Origin of the sequence: Caballeronia arationis (assembly GCF_001544975.2) — a bacterium.
GTDB lineage: Bacteria > Pseudomonadota > Gammaproteobacteria > Burkholderiales > Burkholderiaceae > Caballeronia > Caballeronia arationis.
Window position 1 is genome coordinate 56,453 of sequence record NZ_FCOG02000014.1, and the last position, 22,770, is coordinate 79,222.

A 22,770-nucleotide genomic window follows, 5' to 3' on the forward strand; every position below is an offset into this window, starting at 1 on the left:
TTTGCGTTGACTCAGTGCTTGCCGGTGCTTCCAAAACCGCCCGCGCCGCGATCGCTCGCCTCGAAGTCACCGACGATGTTGAGCTCGGCCTGCACGACCGGCACGATCACCATCTGCGCGAGACGCTCCATCGGATTGAGCGTGAAGGCCGTGTCGCCGCGATTCCACGTCGAGATCATCAGCTGGCCCTGGTAATCCGAGTCGATCAGGCCGACGAGGTTGCCGAGCACGACGCCATACTTGTGGCCGAGACCCGAGCGCGGCAGGATCATCGCGGCATAGCCGGGATCGCCGAGATGGATCGCGAGGCCCGTCGGCACCAGCGCCGTCTGGCCGGGCGCGAGGATAAGCGGCGCGTCGATACAAGCGCGCAGGTCGAGGCCCGCACTGCCGGTCGTGGCGTAGGCGGGCAGGAAGTCGCGCATGCGCGCATCGAGAATCTTGACGTCGAGTTTCATGAGTTCAGTTCGAGCGGCCGAGTTCGAACGCTTCGGCCAGGAGTTGATAGGAGCGGCTGCGCGCGCGGTAGCTTCCCGCGACAGTCAGCACGATGAGTTCGTCGGCGTCGAAACGTTGCTGCAGCGCGTGGAGCGAGTCGGTGACGCGCTCCGGCGTGCCGATGATGCTGCGGTTCTTCTCGCGCGCGATCACGTTCAGTTCGCGCTCGCCGTAATGCTGCGCGGCGCCTTGCTCGATCGACGGAATCGGCATGTTCAGGCCGTAGGCCATCTGCACGCGGCGTAAGTCCACGGCTTTTTCGAGTGCGGCCGCTTCTTCGTCGGTGTCGGCGCAGATGACGAACACGGCGGCGGCGAGATACGGCTTCGCCTCGTTACCCGGCGTGAAGCGCTCGCGATACGCCTCGGCCACGCGATGTCCATATTGCGCGTTGATGAAATGCGCAAACGCGTAACGGATGCCGAGCTGCGCCGCGAGCAGGCCGCCGAAGTCGCTGGAGCCGAGCATCCACAGTTGCGGGCGTGTATCGATTTGCGGCTGCAGGAGCACCCCGTTCGCGAGGTGATCGTCGGGCAGCGTGCCGTTGAACAGCCCGATGAGATCGGCGACTTGCTGCGGGAAGATGTCGCCGCGGTTGTAGTCGCCGGCCGCGACGGCTTGCGCGGTGCGCATGTCGCCACCGGGCGCACGGCCGACGCCGAGGTCGATGCGATTCGGAAACAGCGCTTCGAGCATCAGGAATTGCTCGGCGATCTTGAACGGACTGTAGTACGGCAGCATGATGCCGCCCGAGCCAATGCGGATGCGCTTCGTCAGACTACCGATCCGCGCGAGCATCACTTCCGGGCATGGATTCGACACGCCGGAGAGGCCGTGATGCTCGGCGCACCAGTAGCGCGTGTAGCCGAGATCGTCGGCGAGCTGGGCGAGGTCGAGCGTGGCCGCGATGGCGTCGGCTGTGCTGTGGCCGTGGATGACCGGCGTCTGGTCGAGAACGGAGAGTTTCATCATCGTGCGGAGTATGCAGAGTGTGCCGTTTGTGCCGTGCGCTCAGGACAGGATCGAGCCGCCACGCGGCGCGCGCTTTGCAATTTCGCCGATCAGCGTGCGCGCGAGCAGCTTCTTGTCGGCACGTGGCAGGCACGTCTTTCCCGATGCTTCGAAAAGCACGACCTCGTTGTCGTCGAGTCCGAACGTCAGCGGGCCGAGGTTGCCGATCAGAAGCGGCACGTTCTTGCGCACGCGCTTTTCCTCGCCATGCAGGTCGAGATCGCCGCTTTCTGCCGCAAAGCCGACGCAGTACGGCGGATTCGGAAGCTTCGCGACGGCTGCGAGGATGTCGGGATTTTCGACGAAGCTGAAGGTCGGCAACTTCTCGTCGGCCGATTTCTTGATCTTGTGCTCGCTCACGTGATCGACGCGCCAGTCGGCAACGGCCGCCACCGCGATGAAAATGTCGGTGTCGGGACTGGCGTGCATGACCGCGTCGTACATCTGCTGTGCGGTCTGCACGTCCTCGCGGTAGACGCCCCACGGCGTTTCCAGCGCGACCGGTCCCGCGACCAGATGGACGTCGGCGCCGGCCTGCGCGGCGGCGCGAGCGAGCGAGAAGCCCATCTTTCCCGACGAGCGGTTGGTGATGCCGCGCACCGGATCGAGCGGCTCGAAGGTCGGGCCGGCGGTGATCAGCACGCGCCGGCCGCGCAGGATCTTCGGCTGGAAGAACGCGCAGATGGCTTCGAACGTGGCCGTTGGCTCCAGCATGCGGCCGTCGCCGATTTCGCCGCACGCCTGCGGACCGGAATCCGGCCCGAGCACTTCGACGCCGTCGCCGCGCAGGGTTGCGACGTTGCGTTGCGTCGCGGCGTTCTGCCACATCTGGCGGTTCATCGCGGGCACGACGAGCAGCGGACAATCGCGCGCGATGCAGAGCGTCGAGAGCAGGTCGTCGCACAGGCCGTGCGCGAGTTTGGCGATGAAGTCGGTGGAGGCGGGCGCGATGACGATGGCATCGGCTTCACGCGACAGGTCGATATGCGGCATGTTGTTCGGCACGCGGGCGTCCCACTGGGACGTGTAGACCGGGCGGCCGGAGAGTGCCTGCATCGTGACGGGCGTGATGAACTGTGTGGCTGCCTCGGTCATCGCGATCTGGACGGTGGCGCCGGCCTTGGTCAAGAGACGCGTCAGTTCGGCGATCTTGTAGCAGGCGATACCGCCGGTCAGGCCTAGTAGCAGGTGCTTGCCTGCCAGTTCTGCTGTTTGGTCCACTTTGCCCTCCGGGCTGGTCTTGGTTTGGAATCTGCGGTCCGGGGCGGGCGTGGATAGCATTTGATTTCGATCCGCTTCTTCGATGGAACTTGCTTTCTTTGTGGTCTGTTAGCCCTGCCCCTGTCCGGGGCGGGACTTACTTTCTTTGCTGCTGCAAAGAAAGTAAGCAAAGAAAGCAGCTTTTTCAGGCATCAGTCACAACACGTCAACGCACGAGCATTACCGAGAGGTGCAGCGCCTAAGTGTCGCCCTCAAACATCCGCCCGGCTTGGTGCGCGCACGCACTGACGCCACTAGCAGTCCAACAAAGCGGTATGCGCTACGTGCCGTTTCGTCCGCGCTTCGCTCGGACGAGGGGCACAACCGAAAACCAGCGGATTGCATCGACCGCGAACCTAAACCGCACGACGAATGTACCTTTCGTCCAGCGAAGCGAAAACGGATGAATGACTGCTGTGCCAATCCGTTCACTGTGCGATGACACAGTGCGTGCCGCGCACCAAGCCCCTATAGTCCTTTGAGGGCGACACTTAGGCGGTATGTCCACTCAGTACTTCAAGGGCATTGCCGCTCTAAGACTGTTGCCTGAAAAAGCTGCTTTCTTTGGTTACTTTCTTTGCAGCAGCAAAGAAAGTGACTGCCGCCCCGCACAGGGGCAGTGCTAACAGACCGACGCGAAACAAGTTCCATCGAAGAAGCAGATCAAAACCAAACCACACCCGGCGACCCTACTTCGCCGTCCTGACCCGCCGCAGTTCATCGAAGACGAGCAACACCGCCCCGACGGTAATCGCACTATCCGCGAGATTGAACGCCGGCCAATGCCACGTGTTCACGTGAAAATCGAGAAAATCGATCACATGCCCATAAGCAAGGCGATCGATCACGTTACCGATCGCCCCGCCCATGATGAGCGCGAGCGCGGTGCAGAACAAACGTTGCGCCGCATGCTTCTTGAGCAGATAGCAGATCACGATTGTCGCCACGATGCCGAGTCCCGTGAACGCCCAGCGCTGCCAGCCACCCGCCGCCGCAAGAAAGCTGAACGCGGCGCCGCGGTTATAGACGAGCAGCAAATTGAAGAAGGGCGTGAGCGAATGCGGCTCGCCATAGGCAAACACACGTGCGACCGCGATCTTCGTCAACTGGTCGAAGAGAATCACGATCGCCGCGACGCCGAGCCACGGCGCAAGAGAACCACTGCTTTGTTTCGACATCGTTCTTGCCATTATGCTGCGCTCCGCGATTCGCCGGAGCCGAAGAGGTTCGAGATGCAGCGCCCGCACAAGCCCGCGTGCTCGGCGTTCGCGCCGACGTCGGCGCAGTAGTGCCAGCAGCGCTCGCACTTCAGATACTTCGATGCAATCACCTCGACGCCTTCCTCCGCTTCGCTCGCCACCTTCACGAGCGACGCAGCCGACGTGATCAGCACGAACTTCAGGTCAGCGCCGAGGCCCGCGAGCGCGTCGTAGCGCGCACCGCTCGCACGTACTTCGACTTCCGCCTGCAGCGACGAACCGATCTCGTTCGCCGTGCGCGACTCTTCGAGCGCCTTCGTCACGTCGCCGCGAGCCGAGCGCACAAGCGTCCACTTGTCGAGCAGCTCGCCCGCGTTCGGCACTTGCGGATACGCGTGGTACACCTCGGTAAAGATCGTGTCCTGGCCGGGCTTCAGCACCTTGTACGCCTCTTCCGCCGTGAACGACAGATACGGCGCGATCAGGCGCAGCAGCCCGTGCGCGATGTGAAAGAGCGCGGTCTGCGCGGCACGGCGCTCGCGCGAATCGGGCTTCGTCGTGTAGAGACGATCCTTCAGCACGTCGAGATAGAAGCCGCCCAGGTCTTCCGAGCAGAACGTCGCGAGCTTGGAGACGACCGGATGGAACTCGTACTTCTCGTAGTGCGCGAGCGCATCGTCTTGCAGGTTTTGCGCGAGCGCGATCGCATAGCGGTCGATTTCAAGCCACTCTTCGACCGGCAGCGCGTCCTTCTCGACATCGAAATCCGACAGGTTCGCGAGCAGAAAGCGCAGCGTATTGCGGATCCGCCGATACGTCTCCGTCACGCGCTTCAGGATTTCCTCGGAGATCGCGAGTTCGCCGGAATAATCGGTCGAGGCGATCCACAGGCGGATGATTTCCGCGCCAAGCCGGTTCGACACCTCATGCGGATCGACACCGTTGCCGAGCGACTTCGACATCTTGCGGCCTTCGCCGTCGACGGTGAAGCCGTGCGTCAGGAGCGCGTTGTAGGGCGGGCGGCCATCGAGCATCGATGCCGTCAGCAAGGACGAATGGAACCATCCGCGATGCTGGTCCGAGCCTTCCAGATACAGATCGGCGGGGAATTGCAACGAGTCCTTGTGCGAGCCGCGCAGCACGTGCCAGTGCGTCGTGCCGGAGTCGAACCAGACGTCGAGCGTGTCGCGGTTCTTCTCGTACATGTTGGCGTCGTCGCCGATCAGCTCACGCGGATCGAGCGTCTGCCACGCCTCGATGCCGCTCGTTTCCACACGCTTCGCCACTTCCTCCAACAGCTCCAGCGTGCGCGGATGCAGTTCGCCCGTTTCCTTGTGCACGAAGAACGCCATCGGCACGCCCCACTGGCGCTGGCGCGAGAGCGTCCAGTCCGGCCGGTTCGCGATCATGCTGTAGAGACGCTGCTTGCCCCACGACGGATAGAACGCCGTCGCCTCGATGCCTTCGAGCGCCGTTTCGCGCAGCGTCTTCGCGCTGTCGTGCGGCTTCACGTCCATGCCAGCGAACCATTGCGACGTCGCGCGATAGATGATCGGCGTCTTGTGGCGCCAGCAGTGCATGTAGCTGTGCGTGTACTTTTCCGACTTGAGCAGCGACTTCGCGCCCGCGAGCGCCTCGACGATCTGCGGATTCGCCTTCCAGATCGAGAGCCCGCCGAAGAGCGGCAGCGATTCGATGTAGCGGCCGTCGCCCATCACCGGGTTGATGATGTCGGAGTCGGCCATGCCGTGCGCCTTGCACGACACGAAGTCTTCCACGCCATACGCCGGCGACGAGTGCACGATGCCGGTGCCGCTTTCGGTCGTCACGTAGTCGCCGAGATAGACGGGCGCCGTGCGCTTGTAGCCCGGATGCGCGGACGCGAGCGGATGATGGAAGCGCAGGTTCGCGAGCTTCTCGCCCTTCGCGGTCGCGAGCGTCGTTCCGGACAGGTCGTAGTTCTTCAGGCACTCCTCGACGCGCTCTTCGGCGAGGATCAGCAAGCCCTTCGACGTATCGACGAGGCTGTACACAATCTCCGGATGCACGTTCAGCGCCTGGTTCGCGGGGATGGTCCAGGGCGTCGTCGTCCAGATCACGATGCCGCCTTCCGCCTTCGGCAGCGACGCGAGCCCGAACGCCTGCGCGGTCTTTTCCGGTTCGGCGAAGGCGAACATCACGTCGATGGTCGGATCGGTCTTGTCCTTGTACTCGACTTCCGCTTCCGCGAGCGCCGAGCCGCAGTCGAAGCACCAGTTGACCGGCTTCAGGCCGCGGAACACATAGCCCTTTTCGAGAATCTTCGCGAGCGCGCGGATCTCACCGGCCTCGTTCGCGAAGTTCATTGTCTTGTACGGGTTGTCCCAGTCGCCGAGCACGCCGAGACGCCGGAAGCCCGCCTTCTGCTTCTCGATCTGCTCGCTCGCGTAGGCGCGCGCCTTCTGCATGACTTCGGCGGCCGGCAGCGACTTGCCGAACTGCTTTTCGATCTGGATCTCGATCGGCATGCCGTGGCAGTCCCAGCCCGGCACGTAGACCGCGTCGAAGCCCGCGAGATTGCGCGCCTTGACGATCATGTCCTTCAGGATCTTGTTGACCGCGTGGCCGAGGTGGATGTCACCGTTCGCATACGGCGGGCCGTCGTGCAGGATGAACTTGTCGCGGCCCTTGCTCGCCGCGCGGATCTTCTCGTAGATCTTGTTCTCCTGCCATTCCTTCACCCATGCCGGTTCGCGCTTGGGCAGGTCGCCGCGCATCGGGAACGGGGTGTCGAGAAGGTTGACCGGGTATTTCGACTGCGGCTTGGCGTCGGACTTCGAAGAGGCTTTCTTGTCGCTCATGGATGACTCAGTGTGAATGCTGTGGGGCGGCGCCGGGTCGCTTCAATGATCTGGTTGGGCGCGCCGTGGATCGGCTAGGCGAGGCAGCGGGCGGCGCGCCAAAACCTCGCGCCGCGCGCTCACCTAATTCGGTCGGTCGCCGATGTGGCGAAGCCGCTTGCGCTGCCCGTCGTGCCGGAACCCGTGGGCGCGCTCAGTTGGCCGTCCGGATCGCCGGGCCGGCCGCCGCTCGTCGCGAAATATTCGCGCGCATTGGCGACGTCGCGCGCGATCGCGGCCGTCAGCGTTTCGAGGTCGATGTACTTCTCCTCGTCGCGCAGTTTCTTCAGGAATTCGACGCGCACGAGCTTGCCGTAGGCGTCGCCGTGCCAGTCGAGCAGGTGGACTTCGAGCAGCACGCGGCCCGAATCGTCGACGGTCGGACGCAGGCCGAGGCTCGCGACCGCCGGCAGCGGCTCGGGCGCAAGCCCATGCACGCGCACGATGAAGATGCCCGCCGCCGCCGGCCGTTTGTGGGCGATCGGCAGGTTCAGCGTTGGAAAGCCGAGATCGCGGCCGAGCTTCGCGCCATGCACGACGTGCCCGCTGATCACGTATGGACGGCCGAGCGCGACATGCGCGGCGTCGAGATCGCCCGCGACGAGCGACGCCCGCACCGACGACGACGAGATCCGCGCGCCGTTCGGATGCGCGACGGTCGCCATCTGCTCGACTTCGAAGCCGTGCTGCTCGCCCGCCGCCTTGAGCGACGCGAAGTCGCCGGCGCGCTTGGCGCCGTAGCGGAAGTCGTCGCCGATCATGACCCAGCGCGCGTGCAGGCCGTTCACGATGATGTTCTCGACAAACGTGTCCGGCGACTGCCCGGCAAACGTGCGGTTGAAATGCTCGACCACCACGCGGTCGACGCCGTTCGTGCGCAGCGCTTCCAGCTTGTCGCGCAGCATCGCGATGCGCGGCGGCGCGCCCGCCGGGTTGAAGAACTCGCGGGGATGCGGCTCGAAGGTCATCACGCAGACCGGCAGGCCCCGCGCGTCGGCGGCGGCCCGCACGCGCGCGAGCAGCGCCTGGTGGCCGCGGTGGACACCGTCGAAGTTGCCGATGGTAAGTGCGCAGGGCGCCCGGCTCTCGGCATTGGGTAGGCCGCGAAAGACTCTCACGATGGCGGATGGTCGGTGGTTGGGCTCTTTGGGCTGATCTTCGCCGCCGCGCCGGGACCGAGGCTCGGGCGAATGCAGCAAAGCGTTCGATTATAAACGCTCACACGGATGCACGGCGCCGGCGCCCCGTTTTGGCACGGTTTTCGCAGCGCCGAATGATAAAATCCGCGGATGAAAAAAATCGTCATTCTGATTTCCGGGCGAGGAACCAACATGGAAGCCGTCGTGCGCGCCGCTGCGCGCGAAGGCTGGCCGGCCGAGGTTCGCGCCGTCGTATCGAACCGGCCGGACGCCGCCGGCCTCGGTTTCGCCGCCGCCAACGACATCGAGACCGCGGTCGTCGATCATCGCCAGTATGCTGACCGCGCGGCTTTCGATCGCGCGCTCGCCGCCGCCATCGACCAGTTTGCGCCCGATCTGGTCGTCCTTGCAGGCTTCATGCGCGTCCTGACGGACGGTTTCGTCAACCACTACGCCGGGCGCATGCTGAACATCCATCCGTCGCTTTTGCCGTGCTTTCCGGGCTTGCGGACGCACCAGCAGGCGCTCGACGCCGGCGTGCGCGTGCACGGCGCGAGCGTCCATTTCGTGACGCCGACGCTCGATCACGGGCCGGTCGTGGCGCAAGCCGCCGTGCCGGTGATGGCCGGCGACGACGCGGCCGCACTGGCCAAGCGCGTGCTCGCCGCCGAACACGTCATTTACCCGCGTGCGGTGCGCTGGTTCGTCGAAGGGCGTCTCGCCATCGACGGCGAGCGCGTCGTGCTCACGCCACCGGAGCCGCAGTGGCTCTTTGCCGACATTGCCGGGGAGGGCGTATGAGGCTGCACGGATTTCTGATTGGACAAACCGAAACACTGATCGCAGACGTACTGCGGTTTTCCGGCCCGGCCGATGCCGCCACCAGCCGCTTTTTCCGCGCGCATCCGAAGCTCGGACACAACGAGCGCGGCGTGATCGCGGAAGCGGTGTTCGCGGTGCTGCGCCGGAAAATGGAGTTTTCGCACCTCGCCGAGAGCGGCAGCGGCAATCAGGCGCGGCGTCTCGCGCTGCTCGGCCTCATGCAGACGGCCGGACTTTCGGCGCTCAAGCCGTTCATCTCCGCCGACGAGCACCAGTGGCTCACGCAAGTCTCGAAGATCGATCCGGCGAGCCTGCCGGTGCGCGTGCGCACGAACCTGCCGCAGTGGATCCACGATGCGCTCGCGAAGCGTTTCGATGCCGAGGAACTCGCGCAGCTTGCCGCCGCGCTGAATTACCCGGCGCCGCTCGACTTGCGCGCGAACCCGATCAAGGCGACCCGCGACGCGGTCGTCAAGGCGCTGACCGAAGCCGGCATCGACGCGGGCGAAATGCCGTTCGCGCCGTTCGGCGTGCGCGTCGACGGGAAGCCCGCGCTCACGCGCCTGCCCGCGTTCCAGGAAGGCTGGATCGAGGTGCAGGACGAGGGGAGCCAGTTGCTCTGTTCGCTCGTGGCGCCCAAGCGCGGCGAGATGATCGTCGACTTTTGCGCGGGCGCAGGCGGCAAGACGCTCGCACTCGGCGCGATGATGCGCTCGACCGGCCGCCTCTACGCGTTCGACGTCTCCGACCGGCGTCTCGCGAAGCTCAAGCCGCGTCTGGCGAGGAGCGGGCTGTCGAATGTGAATCCGGTCCTGATCGACAGCGAGCACGACGCCAAGATCAAGCGCCTGGCCGGCAAGATCGACCGCGTGCTCGTCGATGCGCCGTGCTCCGGCCTCGGCACGCTGCGCCGCAATCCCGACCTGAAATGGCGGCAATCGCCGGACTCGGTCGCCGAACTCACGCCCAAGCAGCTCTCGATACTGTCGAGCGCGGCGCGGCTCGTGAAGGTCGGCGGGCGGCTGGTCTACGCGACCTGCAGCATGCTCGAGGCGGAAAACGAAGGCGTCGTCACGCAATTCCTCGCGGCGAATCCGCAGTTCAAGCTGATTCCGGCGCGCGACGTGCTCGCGGAGCAGCGCATCGACCTCGATACCGGCGACTATCTGTCGCTCTGGCCGCACAAGCACGGCACCGACGGTTTCTTCGCCGCCGTGCTCGAACGCGTGCCCGCGCCGGCCAAGGCGCAAGCGGCGGAAACACCGGAAGCGGCGGAAGCGCCGGAAGACGCGCCTTCGGAGTAAGCGACGTGCCCGCGAGGATGCAGAACGCCTATTTTCCTCACATGCTCGGCGGGATCGTCCGCGATTTTGGCGAGGCCGCGGCGATCTGGCAGGTGATCGTGCTGTTCGGCTCGCTCGCCGTGGCCTGGTGGCTCGCGCGCATCCTGCGGCGGCAGCTCGAAGAGCGGCGCCAGTCGCGCTTCGAGGCGCTGCGCTTTGGCGCCGAAAGCCTCAACAAGGCGCTCTTTCCGCTGCTCGGGACGGTGCTCGTCTCGATCGCGCAGGTCGTGATGTCGCAGTTCATGCACACGGCGCTTCTGCGGCTCGCGCTCGTGCCGCTGCTCGGCATCACCGTCATCTACACGATGTTCTACGTCGCGCGGCGCGTCTTCAGCCGGGGTGGCGAGGCGAGCGCGCTGCTCTTTCTGTTCGAGAAAGTCGTCACCGCGCTCGTCTGGGTCGCGATGCTGCTGACCGTGATGGGCATCCAGGAAGACGTCGTGCGCTGGATGGCGAGCGTGCGCTTCAACCTCGCGAACGCGCACATGACGCTGCTTTCGCTCGCGTCGGGCGTGCTGTGGGTCTGCGTGACGCTGATCGTCGCGATGTGGGCGGGCGCCGCGCTCGAAGACCGCCTGATGCGCGCGCGCTCGCTCGACGCCAACGTCAAGGTCGTGCTCGCGCGGATCGGCCGGGCGCTGATGATTCTGGCGGCGATCCTGATCAGCCTGTCGATCGTCGGCATCGACGTCACCGTGCTCGGCGTGTTCGGCGGTGCGCTCGGCGTGGGGCTCGGCTTCGGCCTGCAGAAGATCGCCAGCAATTACGTGTCCGGCTTCATCATCCTGCTCGACCGGTCGCTGCGGCTCGGTGACATGATCAACGTCGCGAACTTCCAGGGCACCGTCACGCAGATCCGCACGCGTTACACGATCGTGCGCGGCCTCGACGGCATCGAAACGCTGATTCCGAACGAAAAGCTGATCACCGACGTCGTGCAGAACCATTCGTCATTTCTGACGCGCGGCAACGCGAAGCTGGCCGTGCAGGTCAGCTACCGCTGCGACGTCGAGTTCGCGATGAAGCTGCTCGCCGACGCCACGCAGGGCGTCGAGCGCGTGCTGCAGGACCCGGCGCCCGTCGCGCTCCTCGCGAGCTTCGGCGCGGACGGCATCAACCTGGAACTGAGCTTCTGGATCGAGGACGCGGCGAAAGGGACGGGCGGCGTGAGATCGCAGGTGAATCGCAACATCTGGCGCCTTTTTTCCGAGCACGGCATTGAAATTCCGTACGCGCAGCGCGAGATCGGGATCATCGATGGCGTGAGCGCAATGCCGCCGGATTCGGAAATTGTGACTCGATCCTCATCTGTCACCGATACAAACGATCGGCAATAGCCGGTCTGACCATCAAAATCTCTCCGATCTCACGGAAAACGGCTAGTTCGGGAGGAGTTCGAATCTTCCTCGTTTTGCCATCAATCAAAAAATTTCTCCTTTGGCACAACGACTTGGAACGCTTGAAGTAGAATGCGATCGAACTCCTGCATATTCCTTTCACGCGCCCAACACACGTCGAAGACGTTTTTCGACCGGCCATTTTTTCCGCCTCAACAGGTAAATTGCCTTGCTGAATTCCTCGCTTGATTTTCTCGCCAACGGATTGCTCGACTTTTCCTGGTGGCAGATCCTGCTCTACACCCTCGTGATGACCCACATCACGATCATCGGCGTTACGGTCTATCTGCACCGCTGCCAGGCGCACCGCGCGCTGGAGCTGCATCCGATCGCGAGCCACTTCTTCCGTTTCTGGCTGTGGATGACCACCGGCATGCTGACCGGCCAGTGGGCCGCGATTCACCGCAAGCACCACGCGAAGTGCGAAACCGAAGAAGATCCGCACAGCCCGCAGACGCGCGGCATCTGGAAAGTGCTGCTCGAAGGCGCCGAACTCTATCGCACGGAAGCGAAGAACGAAGAGACGCTGCGCAAGTTCAGCCACGGCACGCCGAACGACTGGATCGAGCGCAACATCTACACGCGTTACCCGATCCTCGGCATCAGCGTCATGATGGTCATCGACGTCGCGCTGTTCGGCATCGTGGGCCTGAGCGTGTGGGCCGTGCAGATGATCTGGATCCCGTTCTGGGCCGCGGGTGTCGTGAACGGTCTCGCGCACTGGTGGGGTTATCGCAACTTCAATTCCGCCGACGCCAGCACCAACATCTTCCCGCTCGGCATCATCATCGGCGGTGAAGAGCTGCACAACAACCACCACACGTACGCAACGTCGGCGAAGCTGTCGAACAAGTGGTACGAGTTCGATATCGGCTGGATGTATATCCGCATCATGTCGGCGTTCAAGCTCGCGAAGGTGAAGAAGCTCGCGCCGACGCCACGTCTGTCCGCCACCAAGCCCGTGCTCGACAATGACACGCTGCAGGCCGTGCTCGCGAATCGCTACGAAGTGATGGCGCGTTACGGCAAGACGCTGAAGCACGCGTATCGCCAGGAACTCGCGAAGCTGAAGGAAGCCGGCGCGCGCGAGAAGTACCAACTGATGCACGGCGCGCGCAAGTGGTTCCACAAGGAAGAAGACGGCCTGAACGAGCCGCAGCGCCAGCAGTTGCCGGAAATTTTCTCGGACAACCAGAAGCTGCGCACTTTCATCGAACTGCGCAAGGATCTGTCGGCGATGTGGGACCGGTCGAATGCATCGCGCGAACAGCTGCTCGTGCAATTGCAGGACTGGTGCCATCGCGCTGAACAAAGCGGCATCAAGGCGCTGCAGGACTTCGCGGTTCGCCTGCGTCGCTACGCCTGATCGATCGCTGCAGCAGTTGCACGCTCAGGCACGCGTTATCCGTTAAAATTTGATGACGTCACAAGACCCCGCTCTGGCGGGGTCTTTGTTTTTGGACGGCCGAAATTCGCGAGAAGCGAGGCAGCAACCGTTGCATGGACCAGAGTAGGGCGCTTATGCGTCAACTCAGGTCGACAGGAGACAGAGGACAGCATGGAAGCGAGCATCAGGAGCGTCGAATACGATCGACCGCACGGCTTGACGTGCGGAGTGGGCGAAGCGTGGGCGAAGGTACCGGACGCGCCATCGGTCGAGCGCAAGCGGGAACTGAAAGAGCAGATCCGGGCGTTGCTCAAGCGCGAGAAGGCCGTGCTGGTCGCGCACTATTATGTCGATGCGGAATTGCAGGAACTTGCCGACGAAACCGGCGGCTGTGTCGCGGATTCGCTGGAGATGGCGCGCTTCGGGCGCGATCACGCGGCTGATACGCTGGTTGTCGCCGGCGTGCGTTTCATGGGCGAGACCGCGAAGATCCTGAGCCCGGAAAAGCGCGTGCTGATGCCGGATCTCGACGCGACCTGCTCGCTCGACCTGGGCTGTCCCGCGGACGAATTCTCCGCGTTTTGCGACGCGCATCCGGACCGGACGGTCGTCGTGTATGCGAATACCAGCGCGGCCGTGAAGGCGCGGGCGGACTGGATGGTGACGTCGTCGATCGGACTCGAGATCGTCGCCGACCTGCACGCGCGCGGCGAGAAAATCCTGTGGGCGCCGGATCGCCATCTCGGCGGCTACATCCAGAAGAAGACGGGCGCCGACATGCTGCTGTGGCAGGGTTCGTGTCTCGTCCACGACGAGTTCAAGGGCATCGAACTCGACCTGCTGCGCGCCCAATATCCCGACGCCAAAATCCTGGTTCATCCGGAGTCGCCGGAAGCGGTCGTGGCGCTCGCCGACGTGGTCGGCTCGACGACGCAACTGATCGACGCCGCCGTGCGTCTTGATGCGAAGCGTTTCATCGTCGCGACGGACCTGGGGATTCTGCACAAGATGCGGCTCGCGGCGCCGGGCAAGACCTTCATCGAGGCGCCGACCGCCGGCAACAGCGCGACCTGCAAGAGTTGCGCGCATTGCCCGTGGATGGCGATGAACGGACTCGCGAATCTGGCCGAAGTGCTGGAGCGCGGCCACAACGAGATCTTCGTCGATCCTGAGATCGGCGCGCGCGCGCGTCTGCCGATCGACCGGATGCTCGACTTCGCGGCGCGCCACAAGAAGCGCGTGCAGGCGAGCGGCGATCTCGCGAAGGATGGCGCGCTCTTCTCGAATGTAGGAGCGGCTTGATGGCGACGGATTCGAACGATTTCGTGTCGCCGCTCTACGCGGAGATTCGGGCGCAGTACGGCGAGGCGTTTGAAGCGGCGCTGGCTCGCAATGTCACCGATGCGCTCGCCGAGGATATCGGCAGCGGCGACCAGACCGGCCGCCTCGTTCCCGCCGATACGCGCCGCACGGCACGCATCACAGTGCGCGAGGAAGCGGTGCTATGCGGTGTGCCGTGGTTCAACGAAGTAATGCGGCGCGTCGATCCGTCGATCGACGTCGAGTGGCAGTATCGCGAGGGCGACCGCATGGCCGCGAACACGCCGGTCGTGCTGCTGCACGGCCCCGCACGCGCGCTCTTGACCGCCGAGCGCAACGGCCTCAATTTCCTTCAACTGCTCTCGGGCGTGGCGAGCGCGACGCGCCGTTTCGTCGATGCGATCGAGGGCTCGCGTGCGCGCATCCTCGATACGCGCAAGACGCTGCCGGGTTTGCGGCTCGCGCAGAAGTATGCGGTGCGCGTCGGCGGCGGAGCGAATCAGCGGCTCGCGCTCTACGACGGAATCCTGATCAAGGAAAACCACGTCGCCGCGGCGGGCGGCGTCGGTGCCGCGATGGACGCGGCGCTCGCCCTGGACGCGGGCGTGCCCATCCAGATCGAAGTGGAGACGCTCGAACAACTGGAGTCGGCGCTCGCGCATCGCGCAGAGTCGATCCTGCTCGACAACTTCAGCTTCGACGCCATGCGCGACGCCGTGCGCATAACCGCCGGCCGGGCGGTGCTCGAAGTGTCCGGCGGCGTCAATTTCGAGACGGTTCGCCAGATTGCCGAGACCGGCGTCGACCGGATCTCGATCGGCGCGCTCACGAAAGACGTGCGCGCAACCGATTACTCGATGCGGCTTATCTGACTTCGACCGCGACGCTCAGACCTGACGCCGCCGGGCCACCGGCGGCGTAAGAACGGTCGGCAGCGCCTTCGGCAGCGTGTCCGGCCAGTCGCGGCTGAAGTGCAGCCCACGACTTTCGCGCCGCGAACACGCGCTTTCCACGATCAGCGACGCCACGTCGACGAGATTGCGCAGTTCCAGCAAATCGCGGCTCACCTTGAAATTCGCGTAGTACTCATGGATCTCCTCGCGCAGGAGCGCAAGCCTGTGCTGTGCGCGGGCGAGCCGCTTGTCGGTCCGCACGATGCCCACGTAATTCCACATCAGGCGCCGCAGCTCGTCCCAGTTGTGCGCGACGACCACTTCCTCGTCCGGATCGGAGACGCGGCTTTCGTCCCAGTCGGGCAGCGGCGCGTGACAGCCCGCCGAGAAGCCTGCCGCTTCGATCGCCTGAGCCGCCGCCCGGCCCACCACGAGGCATTCGAGCAGCGAATTGCTCGCAAGCCGGTTCGCGCCGTGCAGCCCCGTATACGACGTCTCGCCGACCGCGTAGAGGCCCGCGCGATCCGTACGCCCCGCGAGATCGGTCACCACACCGCCGCACGTGTAATGCGCCGCTGGCACGACGGGGATCGGCTGCTTCGCAATGTCGATGCCGAATTCGCGGCAGCGCGCGAGGATCGTCGGGAAATGCTCTTCGAGGAACGCTCGCGGCTGGTGGCTGATGTCGAGATACACGCAGTCGATACCGCGCTTCTTGATCTCGAAGTCGATCGCTCGCGCGACGATGTCGCGCGGCGCGAGTTCCGCCCGCTCGTCGTGCGCGGGCATGAAGCGCGTGCCGTCGGGCAGGCGCAGGATGCCGCCTTCGCCGCGCACCGCTTCCGAAATCAGGAAGGATTTCGCATACGGGTGGAAAAGACACGTGGGGTGGAACTGGATGAACTCCATGTTCGACACGCGGCAGCCCGCGCGCCACGCCATCGCGATGCCATCGCCGGTCGCGGTGTCCGGGTTCGTCGTGTACAGGTAGACCTTGCCCGCGCCGCCGGTCGCGAGGACCGTATGCGGCGCCTCGATCGTCACCGTGCGGCCGCTCGCGAGATCGAGCGCGTACAGACCATGACAGCGATGCCCCGGCAGGCCAAGGCGATCGGACGTGATCAGGTCGATCGCGTAGTGATCTTCGAGAACGGTGATGTTCGGATGATTGCGCACGCGCTCGTTGAGCGTAGAGACGACTGCGTGGCCGGTCGCGTCGGCGGCGTGGATGATGCGCCGGTGGCTGTGGCCGCCTTCGCGTGTCAGGTGAAAGCCGAGTTCCGCGGAAACGTCCTTCGTGAACGGCACCCCTTCCGCGATCAGCCATTCGATGGCCGCGCGCCCGTTCTCGACGATGAAGCGCGTCGCGGCCTCGTCGCACAGGCCGCCGCCGGCGACGAGCGTATCTTCGACGTGGTTGTCCGTGCTGTCGGCGGAGTCGAGCACGGCGGCGATGCCGCCTTGCGCCCAGTCGCTCGCGCCGTCGCTGACGGTGCGCTTGGCGATGATAGCGACGCGCCGTGTCTGCGCGAGATTCAATGCGACGCTGAGTCCCGCCAGGCCGCTGCCTACGATTGCTACGTCGAAATTCATGCTGCCGCTTCTCCGTCGTTATGCCTTGTAGTCGCTCGTCTCGCATTGCGCGGAGAACGTGAACCAGCAAGGATACCGGGCAAATTCCGGGACGGACAGTCGGCCGAACGCTCAATATCCCGCGGAAATGCAAAAAGCCCCGCATTCGCGGGGCTTTTTGCTGTCTTCGTCGGGCTCGTTGAAACCAGATTTACTTGATCTTGGTCTCTTTATAGTCGACGTGCTTGCGGACGACGGGATCGAACTTCTTGATCAACATCTTTTCCGGCATGTTGCGCTTGTTCTTCGTCGTGGTATAGAAGTGACCCGTACCTGCGGTCGATTCGAGCTTGATCTTGTCGCGTGCGCCCTTGGCCATTTCAGTGCTCCTTAGACTTCACCGCGTGCGCGCAGGTCTGCGAGCACAGCGTCGATACCGTTCTTGTCGATCAGGCGCAGGCCGGCGTTCGACACGCGCAGACGGACCCAACGGTTTTCGCTTTCAACGAAGAAACGACGGTTCTGCAGGTTCGGCAGAAAACGACGCTTGGTACGGTTGTTCGCGTGGGAAACGTTGTTGCCGCTCATCGGCGCTTTCCCAGTTACTTGGCATACGCGTGCCATGAGAGCACTCCTAATACGCTGAAATTCTGAGTTCGAACGCCTGGTGTAACTCCCGGTGCGCATGCCTTGACGGCATTACCAGAGAGCAACCCCACTAACATTCCGCGCTCGGAACAGGTTGGTTGAAAGAAGCAAACCGAGATTCTAGCAGCAAAAACTCAGCAATATCAAGCCTTTTTGGTTTCGTTCCGATTGAGATGGGCGCCCGGCCCGCACACATTTGCCTCAAATCCAGCCCTGTCGCGCGAAAGAGAATATCTCATTCGAGGCGACGACCAGATGATCGAGCAGTCTGACGTCGATGAGCGTCAGCGCGTCCTGCAGCGTGCGCGTGAGCCGGCGGTCGTTTGCGCTCGGCGCGACGCCGCCCGACGGGTGATTGTGCGCGACGATCAGTCCCGCCGCGTTCAGCGTCAGCGCGCGCCGCACGATTTCGCGCGGATACACCGCCACGCGCGTGATCGAGCCGCGCGCCGATTCTTCCGCCAGCAGCAACTGATGGCGCGCGTCGAGATAGAGGCACACGAAGACTTCATACGGACGCGTGCCGATGAGCATCTTCAGATAGTCTTCGACTGCGCCCGGTGAATCGAGTAGCGCGCGTTCGCGGGCACGCTCCGCGAGCGCCCGCCGGCACAATTCCGAGACCGCTAGCAACTGCGCCGCCCGCGCGGGCCCGATGCCGCGCAGCGCGCACAGTTGCGTCGCGGAGGCATCGAGGACGCTGCGCAAGGTTCCGAAGTGCGCGAGCAGTTCGCGCGCGAGATCGACCGCTGTCCGGCCCGGGATGCCGGAATGAAGGAGGAGCGCGAACAACTCGGCATCCGAGAGCGACCCGGCGCCGACGTCGAGCAGCCGCTCGCGAGGCCGTTCGCCCGCGGCCCAGTCGCGGATGGGGGACACGCCCGGCGCAGGTTTCGCCGGCTCCGCGATGTCGCCGGCACCACGCACCAGTCTCAGCGCAGCGTTCATGTTGTCCTCCGCACGGAGAGCCGCGGCTGCGCTTCCATATAGTACGGCCGGTCACGCGCGATGAAACCGGGCGGCACGTCGGTTGTCGAGTGTGGCTTACAATGGCGGTTTGGCGCGCCGCGGCGCCCGGCAATCGCGGCGCATGTTGCGCGCGCGCCGTCTCTGACTGTTCGGTTACATCCAATACACATGAGCATCATCGATATCTCCGAGGTGAAACCCGGTTCGCACGTCACGCTTCACTACCGGCTGGCGCTGGCCGATGGTGCCGACATCGTCAATACCTTCACCGACAAGCCCGCGACGCTCCTGCTCGGCGCGGGCCAGCTTGCACCGCCGCTCGAAGAAATTCTGCTCGGGCTGAAGGTCGGCCACCATTCGACCTTTCAGCTAACGCCGGAGCAGGCGTTCGGTCCCCGAAATCCCGAGCTGATCCAGCGCGTGTCGCTTGCGACGCTGCGCGAAAACAGCATGATCGGCGAGGATTTTTCTCCGGGCGATCTCGTCGAATTCAATGCGCCGGGCGGCGGCCGCTATGCGGGCGTGCTGAAGGAAGTGGGCGAAACGTCGGCGCTGTTCGATTTCAACCACCCGCTTGCCGGCCAGGCGCTGGCGTTTGAAGTGAAAATCATCGGAATTCTGTAGCCATGAGCCTCGCTGACACCCTGACCGATATCGAAATCCTCCTCGCGCAGCCGCGCGGGTTTTGCGCGGGCGTCGATCGCGCAATCGAAATCGTCGAGCGCGCGATCAAGCTGTTCGGCGCGCCCATCTACGTGCGTCACGAAATCGTGCACAACGCCTATGTCGTCGAGGATCTGCGCAAGAAGGGCGCGATCTTCATCGAGGACCTTGCGGACGTGCCGCCCGGCAGCACGCTGATCTTCAGTGCGCACGGCGTGTCGAAGGCGGTGCGTTCGGAAGCCGAAACGCGCGACCTGCGCGTATTCGATGCCACCTGCCCGCTCGTGACCAAGGTCCACATGGAAGTCGCGAAGATGCGCCAGGAAGGCTTCGACATCGTGATGATCGGCCACAAGGGCCATCCGGAAGTGGAAGGCACGATGGGGCAGTCGGGCGAGGGCATGCATCTCGTCGAGGATATTGACGACGTCATGGCGCTCGCGCTGCCCAATCCGGAGCGCATCGCCTACGTGACGCAGACGACGCTCTCCGTCGACGACGCTTCGGCCATCATCGATGCGCTCAAGAAGCGTTATCCGGCGGTGAAGGAACCGAAGAAGCAGGACATTTGCTACGCGACGCAGAATCGCCAGGACGCGGTGAAGTTTCTCGCGCCGCAGTGCGACGTGGTGATCGTGGTCGGCAGCCCGAACAGCTCGAACTCGAGCCGCCTGCGCGAAGTGGCCGAAAAGCGCGGCATCCCGGCCTATATGGTGGATTCGCCGACGCAGATCGATCCGAAATGGGTCGAGGGCAAGAAGCGGATCGGTGTGACGGCGGGCGCATCCGCGCCGGAAGTGCTCGCGCAGGCGGTGATCGCGCGGTTGCGCGAACTCGGCGTGCGCAGCGTGCGGCCGCTGGAGGGCATCGAGGAAACCATTTCCTTCCCGCTGCCCCGCGGCCTGGCACTGCCGCAGTAACGCGAAGCCAAAATAGAAGCGCCCTTCGGGGCGTTTTTTTGCAGTGAATATATCCAAATAAAGATAAATAAATCTAGATCGCGCGAAAGACTCGATAGCGCGGCTGAACCTGTCGCACTTTCCCGGTGCATTCCACGGAAACCGAGCCTTTGCTCGAAGTAAGGGCATTCCCTTACGCCGTGCAGCATCGCCGAACCTTACAATCCGCCGCCTGCCGGACACTTACATTTTTGGTGCAACTGCTGCACAAACACGGATCGCAACCTGGTTGCGCCTCGGCGCGAAAATCGGTCAAAAAGAGCGGTTGCAATGCAGGAAAACCCCTGTCACAGAACAATATTGCCCGTCCCATAATTAGAGTTACAATGCGCGCGTTCCAGCCCGGAAGGGCTTGAAATATCGGCTTTTAGAGGCGCAGGAGACCTACTTAATGCGAGTCAAGTTTGCTTACGCCGTGACCTTCGCGGCTGCGGTTGCAATGGCAACCGCATGCGGCAAGAAGAGCGATGGCGAGGCGGGCACCGGAGCATCGGCCGCCAGTTCGGTGGCCGCACCGGTGGCGGCGGCATCGGCATCGGCATCGACGCCGGCGAGCGAGGCGGTGACGGTCGTCAAGATCGGCCACGTCGCGCCCCTGACTGGTTTGCAGGCGCATCTCGGTAAAGACAACGAGAACGGCGCCCGGCTCGCGCTGGAAGAAATCAGCGCGCAGGGCCTCACGATCGACGGCCATCCGATCAAGCTCGAACTCGACGCCCAGGACGACGCCGCCGATCCGCGCACAGGCACGGAAGCAGCACAGAAACTCGTCGACGACCACGTCGTCGCCGTCATCGGGCATATGAATTCGGGCGTGTCGATCCCGGCGTCGAAGATCTATCGCGACGCGAACGTGGCGCAGATCTCGCCGTCGACGACCAATCCTGACTACACGAAGCAGGGGTTCAAGACGACGTTCCGCGTGGTCGCCACCGACGCGCTGCAAGGCCCGGTGCTCGCCGATTACGCGATGAAGACGCTGCACGCGAAGAAAGTGGTGATCGTCGACGATACGTCGGCCTACGGCCGCGGTCTCGCGGACGAATTTTCGAAGACTGCCCAGGCGGGCGGCCTGAAGGTGCTGTCCCGCGAGGCGACCAGCGAAAAGGTTCGCGACTACAAGGCGATCCTCACAAAAATCAAACGATCCCAGCCCGACGTCGTGATGTACGGCGGAATGGACGTGACCGGCGGCCCTTTCATCAAGGAAGCGGCGGCGGCCGGCATCAAGGCCAGAATCCTTGCCGGTGACGGGGTGTGCACTGACAAGATTGCGGAGCTTGCGGGCGACGCTGTACAGAACCTGGTCTGTTCGGAAGCGGGACTCGCGCTTTCGAAAATGGACAAGGGAGCGGATTTCTCCCAGAAGTTCGAGGCCCGCTTTCACACGCCGGTGCAGATTTACGCGCCGTTCACGTATGACGCGATGTACGTGATCGTCGACGCAATGAAACGCGCCAATTCCATCGAGGCGCCCAAGGTGCTCGCTGCGATCGCGTCGACCGACTACAACGGTCTGACGGGACACATCGCATTCGACGACAAGGGCGATTTGAAGGCAGGCACGATCACGCTTTACGACTTCAAGGACAAGAAGAAGAACGTCCTCGATGTCGTGAAGCAGTGATGGCGCGGCGTTTGCAAACTGACGGCGCCGGCTACCCGGTGGCGCCGTTTCCGTATCCGTCCGACAGGTGTCCGCCGCCACATCCGGCAGCGGGCGCGGGTCGAGGCGATTGACCCTTACCGGTTTTTTTACACGTACGCGCGGTGCCGTTCTCGATTTCGCTTCACACCGGTTTATCGGCCGGTGATAAAGCGGTATCCAGTCGCACGGGCTAAGGAGCTTTTAATGGATATTTTCATCCAGCAGATCTTGAACGGTCTGGTGCTAGGCAGCGTCTACGCCATCATCGCACTGGGCTATACGATGGTGTACGGCATTCTGGGCATCATCAACTTCGCTCACGGCGACGTGCTGATGGTCGGCGCGATGGTGGCGCTTTCCGCGATCGGCGTGATGACGAATCACTTTCCCGGCTTGCCCGGACCGATCATGCTGGTGATCGCGCTCATCGTTGCGGCAGTTGTCTGCGCGCTGGTCGGCTATACGATCGAACGGGTCGCCTACCGCCCGCTGCGCAAGGCTCCGCGTCTCGCACCGCTCATCACCGCGATCGGCGTGTCGATTCTTCTCCAGACCCTCGCGATGATGATCTGGGGCCGCAACCCGCTGCCGTTCCCGCAGCTTCTCCCGACCGATCCGATCAACGTGATCACCGCGACCGAAACGCGTCCGGGCGCCGTCATCTCGATGACTGAAATCGTGATCATCGTGGTGGCTTTCCTCGTGATGGGCGGCCTCCTGCTCCTCGTGCACAAGACCAAGCTCGGCCGCGCGATGCGCGCGATCGCCGAGAACCCCGGCGTCGCCTCGCTGATGGGCGTGAACCCGAACTTCGTGATTTCCGCGACCTTCATGATCGGCTCGGCGCTGGCCGCGCTCGCGGGCGTGATGATCGCCTCCGAATACGGCAACGCGCACTTCTACATGGGCTTCATTCCGGGCCTGAAGGCATTCACGGCGGCGGTGCTGGGCGGGATCGGCAACCTCGGCGGCGCGATGGTCGGCGGCGTGCTGCTCGGCCTGATCGAACAGTTGGGCGCGGGTTACATCGGCAACCTGACGGGCGGCGTCTTCGGCAGTAACTACCAGGACGTGTTCGCCTTCATCGTGCTGATCATCGTGCTTGTGTTCCGTCCGTCCGGCCTGTTGGGCGAACGCGTTGCAGACCGCGCATAAAGGGAGCG

At 63.9% G+C, this 22,770-nt stretch carries 20 protein-coding genes; 10 read left to right on the forward strand and 10 right to left on the reverse strand.

The window, feature by feature from the left end; translation table 11 throughout:
• Positions 1–11: 11 nt before the first annotated feature.
• The 6 genes from dut to AWB81_RS11010 form a co-directional block, all read right to left on the reverse strand.
• Complete coding sequence (gene dut, locus AWB81_RS10985) at positions 12–458, reverse strand: dUTP diphosphatase (protein ID WP_062635113.1); 447 nt, start codon at positions 456–458, stop codon at positions 12–14.
• Between the two features lie 4 nt (positions 459–462).
• Positions 463–1,470, reverse strand: coding sequence for an LLM class flavin-dependent oxidoreductase (locus AWB81_RS10990; RefSeq protein WP_062635115.1), 1,008 nt, complete (start codon positions 1,468–1,470; stop codon positions 463–465).
• Between the two features lie 39 nt (positions 1,471–1,509).
• On the reverse strand, positions 1,510–2,730 hold the full coding sequence (coaBC, locus tag AWB81_RS10995; protein WP_062635117.1) for a bifunctional phosphopantothenoylcysteine decarboxylase/phosphopantothenate--cysteine ligase CoaBC: 1,221 nt from the start codon (positions 2,728–2,730) through the stop codon (positions 1,510–1,512).
• A 728-nt stretch (positions 2,731–3,458) separates the two neighbouring features.
• Complete coding sequence (gene lspA / locus AWB81_RS11000) at positions 3,459–3,959, reverse strand: signal peptidase II (protein WP_062635119.1); 501 nt, start codon at positions 3,957–3,959, stop codon at positions 3,459–3,461.
• Positions 3,959–6,808, reverse strand: a complete 2,850-nt coding sequence (ileS, locus tag AWB81_RS11005; protein ID WP_062635121.1) for an isoleucine--tRNA ligase — start codon at positions 6,806–6,808, stop codon at positions 3,959–3,961. Before ileS ends, lspA begins: the two co-directional genes overlap by 1 nt.
• 119 nt (positions 6,809–6,927) lie before the next feature.
• Positions 6,928–7,965: a bifunctional riboflavin kinase/FAD synthetase gene (locus AWB81_RS11010; RefSeq protein ID WP_062635257.1), complete on the reverse strand. Its 1,038-nt coding sequence runs from the start codon at positions 7,963–7,965 to the stop codon at positions 6,928–6,930.
• Positions 7,966–8,136: 171 nt separating this feature from the next.
• On the opposite strand from AWB81_RS11010, the gene purN reads away from it, so the two are divergent.
• The 6 genes from purN to nadC all read left to right on the forward strand — a co-directional run bounded on the left by purN (position 8,137) and on the right by nadC (position 15,127).
• Positions 8,137–8,787: a phosphoribosylglycinamide formyltransferase gene (gene purN / locus AWB81_RS11015; protein WP_062635123.1), complete on the forward strand. Its 651-nt coding sequence runs from the start codon at positions 8,137–8,139 to the stop codon at positions 8,785–8,787.
• Positions 8,784–10,112, forward strand: coding sequence for an RsmB/NOP family class I SAM-dependent RNA methyltransferase (locus AWB81_RS11020; protein ID WP_062635125.1), 1,329 nt, complete (start codon positions 8,784–8,786; stop codon positions 10,110–10,112). The genes purN and AWB81_RS11020 overlap by 4 nt, the downstream gene beginning before the upstream one ends.
• Positions 10,113–10,129: 17 nt before the next feature.
• Entirely contained in the window at positions 10,130–11,488 is a 1,359-nt protein-coding gene (locus AWB81_RS11025) for a mechanosensitive ion channel family protein (protein ID WP_062635127.1), read from the forward strand.
• Between the two features lie 229 nt (positions 11,489–11,717).
• Positions 11,718–12,914, forward strand: coding sequence for a DesA family fatty acid desaturase (locus AWB81_RS11030; protein ID WP_062635129.1), 1,197 nt, complete (start codon positions 11,718–11,720; stop codon positions 12,912–12,914).
• Between the two features lie 192 nt (positions 12,915–13,106).
• Complete coding sequence (nadA, locus tag AWB81_RS11035) at positions 13,107–14,237, forward strand: quinolinate synthase NadA (RefSeq protein WP_062635131.1); 1,131 nt, start codon at positions 13,107–13,109, stop codon at positions 14,235–14,237.
• Positions 14,237–15,127, forward strand: coding sequence for a carboxylating nicotinate-nucleotide diphosphorylase (gene nadC / locus AWB81_RS11040; RefSeq protein WP_062635133.1), 891 nt, complete (start codon positions 14,237–14,239; stop codon positions 15,125–15,127). The genes nadA and nadC overlap by 1 nt, the downstream gene beginning before the upstream one ends.
• A gap of 15 nt (positions 15,128–15,142) precedes the next feature.
• Here nadC and nadB read toward each other — a convergent pair whose 3' ends face one another.
• The 4 genes from nadB to radC form a co-directional block, all read right to left on the reverse strand.
• The gene (gene nadB / locus AWB81_RS11045; protein ID WP_062635135.1) at positions 15,143–16,741 is read right to left on the reverse strand and encodes an L-aspartate oxidase; all 1,599 of its coding nucleotides are present in this window, start codon (positions 16,739–16,741) and stop codon (positions 15,143–15,145) included.
• Between the two features lie 190 nt (positions 16,742–16,931).
• The gene (gene rpmG / locus AWB81_RS11050) at positions 16,932–17,099 is read right to left on the reverse strand and encodes a 50S ribosomal protein L33 (protein ID WP_006050116.1); all 168 of its coding nucleotides are present in this window, start codon (positions 17,097–17,099) and stop codon (positions 16,932–16,934) included.
• Positions 17,100–17,110: 11 nt separating this feature from the next.
• Positions 17,111–17,344 carry a 50S ribosomal protein L28 gene (gene rpmB / locus AWB81_RS11055; RefSeq protein ID WP_035926472.1) on the reverse strand — a complete coding sequence of 78 codons (234 nt, stop codon included), beginning with the start codon at positions 17,342–17,344 and terminating at the stop codon, positions 17,111–17,113.
• A 225-nt stretch (positions 17,345–17,569) separates the two neighbouring features.
• The gene (gene radC, locus AWB81_RS11060; RefSeq protein ID WP_062635137.1) at positions 17,570–18,316 is read right to left on the reverse strand and encodes a RadC family protein; all 747 of its coding nucleotides are present in this window, start codon (positions 18,314–18,316) and stop codon (positions 17,570–17,572) included.
• 189 nt (positions 18,317–18,505) lie between these two features.
• Between radC and AWB81_RS11065 the strand changes: the two genes are divergently transcribed.
• The 4 genes from AWB81_RS11065 to AWB81_RS11080 all read left to right on the forward strand — a co-directional run bounded on the left by AWB81_RS11065 (position 18,506) and on the right by AWB81_RS11080 (position 22,762).
• Entirely contained in the window at positions 18,506–18,961 is a 456-nt protein-coding gene (locus AWB81_RS11065; RefSeq protein ID WP_062635140.1) for an FKBP-type peptidyl-prolyl cis-trans isomerase, read from the forward strand.
• A 2-nt stretch (positions 18,962–18,963) separates the two neighbouring features.
• Positions 18,964–19,920 (forward strand): 4-hydroxy-3-methylbut-2-enyl diphosphate reductase, encoded by a 957-nt coding sequence (gene ispH, locus AWB81_RS11070; RefSeq protein WP_062635142.1) that lies wholly within the window; start codon positions 18,964–18,966, stop codon positions 19,918–19,920.
• Between the two features lie 430 nt (positions 19,921–20,350).
• Positions 20,351–21,586 (forward strand): branched-chain amino acid ABC transporter substrate-binding protein, encoded by a 1,236-nt coding sequence (locus AWB81_RS11075; protein WP_062635144.1) that lies wholly within the window; start codon positions 20,351–20,353, stop codon positions 21,584–21,586.
• Positions 21,587–21,811: 225 nt separating this feature from the next.
• A complete protein-coding gene (locus AWB81_RS11080; protein WP_062635146.1) occupies positions 21,812–22,762 on the forward strand; it encodes a branched-chain amino acid ABC transporter permease in 951 nt (316 codons plus the stop codon).
• Positions 22,763–22,770: the final 8 nt, after the last annotated feature.